Origin of the sequence: Vibrio barjaei (assembly GCF_001639065.2) — a bacterium.
Lineage (GTDB): Bacteria > Pseudomonadota > Gammaproteobacteria > Enterobacterales > Vibrionaceae > Vibrio > Vibrio barjaei.
Genome location: NZ_LQXO02000033.1, coordinates 328,811 through 335,331 on the forward strand (window position 1 = coordinate 328,811; position 6,521 = coordinate 335,331).

The 6,521-nt window shown below is 45.4% G+C and carries 12 protein-coding genes; all 12 read left to right on the forward strand.

Annotation, left to right across the window (positions count from 1 at the left end; all coding sequences use genetic code 11):
* Positions 1-51 precede the first annotated feature (51 nt).
* Entirely contained in the window at positions 52-288 is a 237-nt protein-coding gene (locus tag AWH66_RS16505; protein WP_063606384.1) for a hypothetical protein, read from the forward strand.
* Positions 285-818 carry a hypothetical protein gene (locus tag AWH66_RS26070; protein ID WP_063606385.1) on the forward strand — a complete coding sequence of 178 codons (534 nt, stop codon included), beginning with the start codon at positions 285-287 and terminating at the stop codon, positions 816-818. Before AWH66_RS16505 ends, AWH66_RS26070 begins: the two co-directional genes overlap by 4 nt.
* Positions 815-1,006 carry an antitoxin MazE-like protein gene (locus AWH66_RS16515; RefSeq protein ID WP_063606386.1) on the forward strand — a complete coding sequence of 64 codons (192 nt, stop codon included), beginning with the start codon at positions 815-817 and terminating at the stop codon, positions 1,004-1,006. Before AWH66_RS26070 ends, AWH66_RS16515 begins: the two co-directional genes overlap by 4 nt.
* A complete protein-coding gene (locus AWH66_RS25970) occupies positions 1,003-2,676 on the forward strand; it encodes a rolling circle replication-associated protein (protein ID WP_063606387.1) in 1,674 nt (557 codons plus the stop codon). The genes AWH66_RS16515 and AWH66_RS25970 overlap by 4 nt, the downstream gene beginning before the upstream one ends.
* Before the next feature lie 31 nt (positions 2,677-2,707).
* Complete coding sequence (locus AWH66_RS25975) at positions 2,708-2,851, forward strand: hypothetical protein (protein ID WP_161493958.1); 144 nt, start codon at positions 2,708-2,710, stop codon at positions 2,849-2,851.
* A gap of 48 nt (positions 2,852-2,899) precedes the next feature.
* Positions 2,900-3,220, forward strand: coding sequence for a hypothetical protein (locus tag AWH66_RS16525; RefSeq protein WP_063606388.1), 321 nt, complete (start codon positions 2,900-2,902; stop codon positions 3,218-3,220).
* Positions 3,213-3,755: a hypothetical protein gene (locus AWH66_RS26160; protein ID WP_063606389.1), complete on the forward strand. Its 543-nt coding sequence runs from the start codon at positions 3,213-3,215 to the stop codon at positions 3,753-3,755. The genes AWH66_RS16525 and AWH66_RS26160 overlap by 8 nt, the downstream gene beginning before the upstream one ends.
* A complete protein-coding gene (locus AWH66_RS16535; protein ID WP_063606390.1) occupies positions 3,748-4,251 on the forward strand; it encodes a hypothetical protein in 504 nt (167 codons plus the stop codon). The genes AWH66_RS26160 and AWH66_RS16535 overlap by 8 nt, the downstream gene beginning before the upstream one ends.
* The gene (locus AWH66_RS16540; protein ID WP_063606391.1) at positions 4,211-4,981 is read left to right on the forward strand and encodes a hypothetical protein; all 771 of its coding nucleotides are present in this window, start codon (positions 4,211-4,213) and stop codon (positions 4,979-4,981) included. Before AWH66_RS16535 ends, AWH66_RS16540 begins: the two co-directional genes overlap by 41 nt.
* Positions 4,982-5,017: 36 nt before the next feature.
* The gene (locus AWH66_RS16545; RefSeq protein ID WP_063606392.1) at positions 5,018-5,971 is read left to right on the forward strand and encodes a hypothetical protein; all 954 of its coding nucleotides are present in this window, start codon (positions 5,018-5,020) and stop codon (positions 5,969-5,971) included.
* Between the two features lie 123 nt (positions 5,972-6,094).
* Positions 6,095-6,223, forward strand: coding sequence for a hypothetical protein (locus AWH66_RS26235; RefSeq protein ID WP_269458167.1), 129 nt, complete (start codon positions 6,095-6,097; stop codon positions 6,221-6,223).
* A 3-nt stretch (positions 6,224-6,226) separates the two neighbouring features.
* The coding region (locus tag AWH66_RS16550) for a major capsid protein P2 (RefSeq protein ID WP_240495629.1) at positions 6,227-6,521 on the forward strand (295 nt) is incomplete at its 3' end.

Consider the following 6,521-nt stretch of genomic DNA (forward strand, 5'->3'; position numbering starts at 1 on the left):
TGCCGTATTGTTTTTTCGTGTTTATGTGAAACGGCTTGCGGAGGCTAGACCATGGAAAGACTCATTACTGACCCCATTCATTTGCCTTGTCCTGATATGGCAGGGTGCGTGAATCCAGACCCTAATCTAACCAAAAATTCTCTCGACATGGTCGCAAAGCTTAAAGCTAAGTTCGCACCATCTTTCCCTAAAAAGCGAAAAACCACTATTCCATCTCGTTTCAATCAAGCGTGTAGCCGTGATGAAGTTAAAGCACTCGGTCACGATGTTGAAGGGGGTGATTTATGATTGACTCACCAAAAGCATTTAGAAAAGCGGTGCTATACACCGAAAATCAATGCAAATCCGGCTCACTTAATGGCGCATGGAATATTCTGGATGAGATTAATAAAACCTTCGGAACCTATCATTTTCGTGCTGTGAACCTTTGCAGTGTTATCGAACGTATCATTCAAAACCGTAGTGGGTATTTAACGTTTGAGCAGCGTGCGGACTTGAAAGTTAGTCACCGCCTACGAACGCTTATCAAAGAACAGCGTAACCGAAATGAAACGGGTGATAGTTCGTTATCAGGACTTCGTAAGCAGATTCGAGAAAGCCACCAAATCCGCAAGCAAGATGAAGCGCCCAAAATGGGCGCGGATTCTTCAATGAAAGCGTTTGTCCTTTGCCAAGATTGCTTAAAGGTCATGCACTATACAGATGAACGCCATAACGAAGATGAGTTTTGCACTTGTGGCGGTCAATTGTGTGGTTGTGATGGTTGCCAAAGCGAAGCGGCAAAACGTGTCGTATCGGGCGCAAAGGTGTTTGTATGAGTCGCAACAAACGTTATGAGGCAAGGAAACGCGCTCAAGGCTTAGTCAAGGTGACGCTTTGGGTGCCAGATTCCAGAGAATCCGAGTTCAAAATGTTAGCTGACGCGTGTTGTGAGTTTCGTCATTTGACGTTTAACACGCTTCGAGACACCCAAAGCGGGAAGTACGTTTCCCTTGAGCGCTTATGATTACTGACAAAGACATTATCTTTGCAGCGTCCGTGGTTCAGGGCGCTGACAAAACAAGAAACAATATCGCCGCTCTTGATAGCGGTTTTTTTGGTTCGGTTGATAACGAATGGCCACACGACGAACAACGGAAACTTAAGAATTTCGAACAAGCTCATGTGGCTCGCACTAAACACCTTCGAGAAATCGGGCGCGAAGCGGCGGCGCAAGCCGAAAGTACTAGGCTCGTCAAAGGGCGCAAAAGTCGGACAACAGGTAAACACCGGATTGACCGCTTAAATGGCGTGTTGGCGAACCATACACGACGCACGCGCTCAGTAGTGGAAGTCGGTGAGCAAGACCATGTGACGCAAAGCGGCCAGTTATTCGACGTGTCAGGGCTGCATGATAACGGTCAATCTCGCGTGTATTTGATGCAAAGAGACTGGTCAAACGAATACAAAGTGCAAACCGTATATAAACCTGCGCCGAGTGAAGCGCCGAACGCCAATGACGGTGAACGTTATACCGACAATCTCACACCAAGAGCGGTGAAGAAAATCTTTGAGTCGGGGGCTTATGTAGCGGCGGTGCATGGTGGGTTTACTACGTTTTTGACCTTAACGTTTTCGCCAGAGCTGCGAGCGCAACTTTTTACGGGCGAGATTACGATTGGTAGTGAAGTGTCACGCTTTTTGAGTGGTGCTAAGAAACTGTATCAGCGCGGCTTTGATGTGGTTGTTGAAAGTGAAAGCGTCAATGCGTTACAAGGTCACATTGAAGAATGCGCCGAATGCCGTGAAATTGAAGGGCATGACACGCCATTTCATTACATTTGGGTGGCCGAATGTCCCGCTAACGAAGACGGTGAACCTAATCCCCATGTGCATGTATTGCTTAATTGGTCTGTGCCTCGCTGGGCGTTTGATACGTGGGCAAAACGCATAGAAAGTTTATGGGGGCATGGCATGGCGAACCTACAGCGAATCAAGTATTCCGAAGCGGCCAGCTCATACATTATCAAAGCGGTGGGTTACGCGGCCAAAGGTGGTAACGCCAATCAAGGGCTCATACGTGGTAACCGCTACAACATTGCTCGTGCTTCTCGTGCGCCAAATTGGGAGGTCTTAGCGTCATTCGATACCGACAACATGCACGCCATTATCAAAGAGTGTGGCTACAAGTTGGAACAATGGCGAAAACCGATTGAGCGAATGATACGAAGAAAGCAACAGGCTAAACAGCAAGCGATACGCGGCCTTGATATTGCCAAGAATAACCAGCAGGCCGTTAAGCAAATCAAACTTAAGCGTCTTATTGATAAGTTGTCGCTAGAAATCCGTGAAGCTAAAACCAAAATCAAAGAGCGTGGTTTGTTTGCCAGCTCGCGCCAACACTTTGCTCTCACGTTCAGTGGTGACGATGCGGCTACGCGTCTTGATAGTTTCTTAGTGTGGGCGGCTGGCGCTCGCGGTTGGTTTATGCAAAGCAAAGACATTGACGGAATCAATGAGCTAAGAGACTACGCCAAAGAGAAATACAGCGATGCGTATCAGGCTTACCTTGATAAGCGCTGTTACTGGCGAGCGCTGCTTCAACATGAGTTTATTGATTATGACTTGGATTATGTACGCAGTGAGGCAATGGCCGAACGCTTAGAGTTTTGTCAGTTCATGCGCTATGACGCATGAGTTTATTTAACGCCATGGCTAGGGGGAAACAATGGATAACAAAATCATTTCGGAAATGCAGAGTGAAGTGAAAAACGGAAACGCACTCAAAAAGCCGTTGGCATTCTTTCGAATGCTATTAGTCACACTCAAGAATCTAGATGAACGTTTAGAGCGTTTGGAAAAGGGCGCTTAAACACACTAACTAAACCACACCAACGTTGAGAAACAGGGGTAACACATTATGAAACGCACCGAAGCTGCATGTAACAGCGATTTAAAAGCACTCGACCTTGCTGAAAACCTAGAAACACAGGTCACTGAGGCTATTACGAAAATTAAAGATATGGACTTAAGTAAAATCGCGTCTACGTTACCGCGTTTATTGCTTGGTGGCGGTGACCCGTTCGCGGCATTAGGCTTAGACCCTAAGCTATTCGAGCAAGTTGAACGGCTTACCATGCTTAATCGTATCGCTCGCGATAAGTGCCGAGCGTTTGTTATGGAAGAAAAAGCCTCACTCGTCGATGAAATCGAAAACGCGGAGGTGGTAAGCGATGAGTAAAGTGCCTAATCCTGTTCGCGGTTATGTCACTTGTCCAGTATGCAGTGAAACCGCAACGGTTCATATGATTGGTGAAGGAAAGCTCTTAGCCGAAGGTGAACCGCCTAAAAACCCGCGCAATCTTGGCTTGCTGTATTACCGTTGTCCGAACTGCGGTAACAGTCAAATGTCGAAAAGCGTTAACCAATACATTACCGACCATATGAGCGAGGATGAGCCCGAAACGGCAAGCGCATCGGTAACGCTCGAAACCCATGCTGATAAGGCACAAACTGTTATTGATGATAACGCGATAAGCACTATTGAAGCGCCATTAATCAGCGCTGCTAACGATGATTTAAGCCCGTTACCCGTTGCAGCCAATGACGAAACCGCTGTGTCCGAAACACCAAAGGCAAGCGCACCGAAACCCGCACCGACAAAGTTAGGAATGAAACTCGCCATTGGTTTTGTGGTGGTGTTACTCATCATTATTGGTTTGCATGTAGCGCTTAAGACCAAAGCGGAGCAACAGGAGGCTAACGCACATGAGTAATGTTGAAAGTGCCGCAAGCTTTGATTCGATTGATATTGATGCATGGTCAGACTCGCTCAAGCAAACACAAGCTATAGAACAAGCAGAAAAGGACGCGCTATCACAGCCGCTTGAGGGTGAATCTTCGTTGCCTGGTCAAACTTCGGATGACTCATACGAAACCAAAACACCAGAGCAAATTGAAGGGGAAAAGGTATCAAGTGCGATGCTACTTAATGCGTTGTTTGCGGGTTTAGAGCAAATGACGGCTGCGATTGCTGGCGTACCTTTCCAGTTTGAACCAAGTTGCAAAGATGCGGTAGTTGAAGCTGCGTATCCAGTACTGGCGAAACAAGATAAGGGCGCATTGTTTGGTGGTTACGTTGAAGAAGCAACGCTGATTATCACCTTAATGACCTTGTTGGCCGTGTCGGTCACTCAAGTAAAACGATTGAAATCAGTGGAGGGCAAGACGAATGAAAGCACAACCGCTACCGCGCTTTCCAAATCCCACTAACTCGAATCCGTCACTGGATGCCGAGCATACGCTTTACCTAGCGGGTACGGGTGGCGGCAAAACCTCAGCCGTTAAGTACTTAGGCTTAGTGCCAAAAGGGGCACAAGCTTTATTCTTTGACCCGTACCGCAACTATGCAGGGGCGAAGTTTCACGGCCAGCAATGCCATGGCTACTCGGTTCGGTCTGAGTTTATCCGCGCTGCGGTGAACGCTCGTAAAAGTGGCAAACCGTTTAAGGTGGCGTACGTTCCTAAGCAGGGGGCTTGTATGAATGAATTGGAATTCTTCTCAGCAGTGGCGTGGGCGCTAGGCAATGGCCTAGCACCTAAGCTTTATGTTGTGATTGAAGAGTTAGCCAGTTGCGCGGAAACCTCTGCAAAACTCAAAGGTAAAACGGGCGAGTTGCTTCGTGGTGGCCGTCAATATGGCTTAGTGATTCATACCGTGTTTCAACGTGGTCAAGAAGTCCCGAAAACCATCACCGACCAATCAAGTGTGTGGTGGGTAGGGTCGGTCAACTCCGTGAATGATGCAAAGTGGGTAGCCGAGCGAAAGAGTGTGAGGGTAGATGAAATTACCGCGCTTAAATCTGCCAAGGTTAACAAAGCTCGTATTGGTAAGCCCATAGCAGAATATCTAGTGATTCGAGACGGTATAGGAAATGTAGAGCGAGCGGCTTTGAACTGTGTCACAGGAAGAAAGCTATCTAGAAAATACAATAATCTGTAACCTCTTGGTATAATGATTCATAAATCAGGAGGCTACATGTTAAAAGAAAACTCAAGTTTCATTAAAACCAAGCCATTCATATACACAACAATTGTTTTTTTATTAGTTTTTCTTATTCCGACATGTTCTATCACTATGGAATATTATGAGAAAATGGGGGTTAGCTTTAATTTCCAAAAAGAAGGTTGGGAAACCTTCCTAAATTGGTATGACATCCCGTCTAAGATTTTTGCAGCTTATCTCGCTGTAATTGGCCTTGTTAGCTTAAACCACCGCTCAGAGCAGACAAAGAATCAAATAGATGTCTCATTGCAACAAGTGATTGCAATGAGAGAGCAAATGGAATTGTCAAAAGCTCAAGATAGATTTACCAATCATTTCAGGCACCTAGAAGAGTTTGAAAAGTATGTTAGTAGATTGTCAGAAGGAAATAGATATAGAGATATTAGGGTTGTTCATTCAAAGTTATTTCCCAATCAAATTAACAACGGTTGTTTCACGATAGATAAAGATATATTACGAAGTTTTGCCAAGTCACTTCAAGATGTATTTGACAAGACCGAGGAATCAATTACTAGAGAAGAGGAGATAAATATTCTCTTAGCGAGCAAATACTGGGTTCTTAATTATAATATTTGCAGTATGACAACACTAGATAATAGCCTTGGGTCTATAGATGATATGGCGAAAGTTTTGGAGTCTCACAGAAATCAGGAGGTTTGGAGCTTAGAGTACCTTTTAGCTGCCGTAGCTAGTTCCTTAAAGGCGTACATAAATCTAACTAAGTTTGATGCTTCTATTGATAACAAAAGTCTACCTTTGGAAAAAATATTAGATTTAATAGTAGAGCGTTACGAGTCAGCCTCAGCACCTATTTCTCCTCTAAAAATACACCTTCAGTCACACGTTTACAAAAGACAAATGGATGAATACACATCGGATAGTGTCTTCTATCAGAGAGTACTCAGTGACTTCCTAGAAGAATACTAAAGCGTTACATTTAACCTATAGGTTATGGGTTAACCTATAGGTTTCACCTTCTTTTCTCTTTATATATTCCCTTATAGCTTGAGCTTGCACACTTATTTCTAACGTTGCGAAACAGGGGAAACCATGCAAGCAAAACACAAAACTATGTTGATGACCGTATTCGCGGTACTCGTTGCGCTGGCAATCATCAACAACGTGAGCGCGCTTAAGCCGCTTAAAGAGCAAGTTAACGGTGATTCAGGGTGGTTTTAAGCTATGGAACTACTCAATACACCATTTAACCCACGTCCACTGGATTTAGACCCTGTTGAGGGTGTGAATTGGGGCAACCAAGCAAGCCTTCGCTTGGTGAGTGGTCCTACTTACCAATCCATTGAACTGGTCACGAGTATTACTGACCCTGCCGATATTGAGCGTGTGCGTATCACGCTAAACGGCAAGGAAGTGTACAACCTGACAGGTCAAGATTTGGTAGACCTTCAAGAGCACCGCAAGCAATTCACTGCGGCGGGTCGCTATGTCATTCCATTTGCCGATTTAACGCTTCGCA

What these genes read in the sequence shown, in the direction of transcription:
- AWH66_RS16505 (WP_063606384.1), top strand. Translation starts at nt 52, where the DNA reads ATGGAAAGACTCATTACTGACCCCATTCATTTGCCTTGTCCTGATATG.
- AWH66_RS26070 (WP_063606385.1), top strand. Translation starts at nt 285, where the DNA reads ATGATTGACTCACCAAAAGCATTTAGAAAAGCGGTGCTATACACCGAA.
- AWH66_RS16515 (WP_063606386.1), top strand. Translation starts at nt 815, where the DNA reads ATGAGTCGCAACAAACGTTATGAGGCAAGGAAACGCGCTCAAGGCTTA.
- AWH66_RS25970 (WP_063606387.1), top strand. Translation starts at nt 1,003, where the DNA reads ATGATTACTGACAAAGACATTATCTTTGCAGCGTCCGTGGTTCAGGGC.
- AWH66_RS25975 (WP_161493958.1), top strand. Translation starts at nt 2,708, where the DNA reads ATGGATAACAAAATCATTTCGGAAATGCAGAGTGAAGTGAAAAACGGA.
- AWH66_RS16525 (WP_063606388.1), top strand. Translation starts at nt 2,900, where the DNA reads ATGAAACGCACCGAAGCTGCATGTAACAGCGATTTAAAAGCACTCGAC.
- AWH66_RS26160 (WP_063606389.1), top strand. Translation starts at nt 3,213, where the DNA reads ATGAGTAAAGTGCCTAATCCTGTTCGCGGTTATGTCACTTGTCCAGTA.
- AWH66_RS16535 (WP_063606390.1), top strand. Translation starts at nt 3,748, where the DNA reads ATGAGTAATGTTGAAAGTGCCGCAAGCTTTGATTCGATTGATATTGAT.
- AWH66_RS16540 (WP_063606391.1), top strand. Translation starts at nt 4,211, where the DNA reads ATGAAAGCACAACCGCTACCGCGCTTTCCAAATCCCACTAACTCGAAT.
- AWH66_RS16545 (WP_063606392.1), top strand. Translation starts at nt 5,018, where the DNA reads ATGTTAAAAGAAAACTCAAGTTTCATTAAAACCAAGCCATTCATATAC.
- AWH66_RS26235 (WP_269458167.1), top strand. Translation starts at nt 6,095, where the DNA reads ATGCAAGCAAAACACAAAACTATGTTGATGACCGTATTCGCGGTACTC.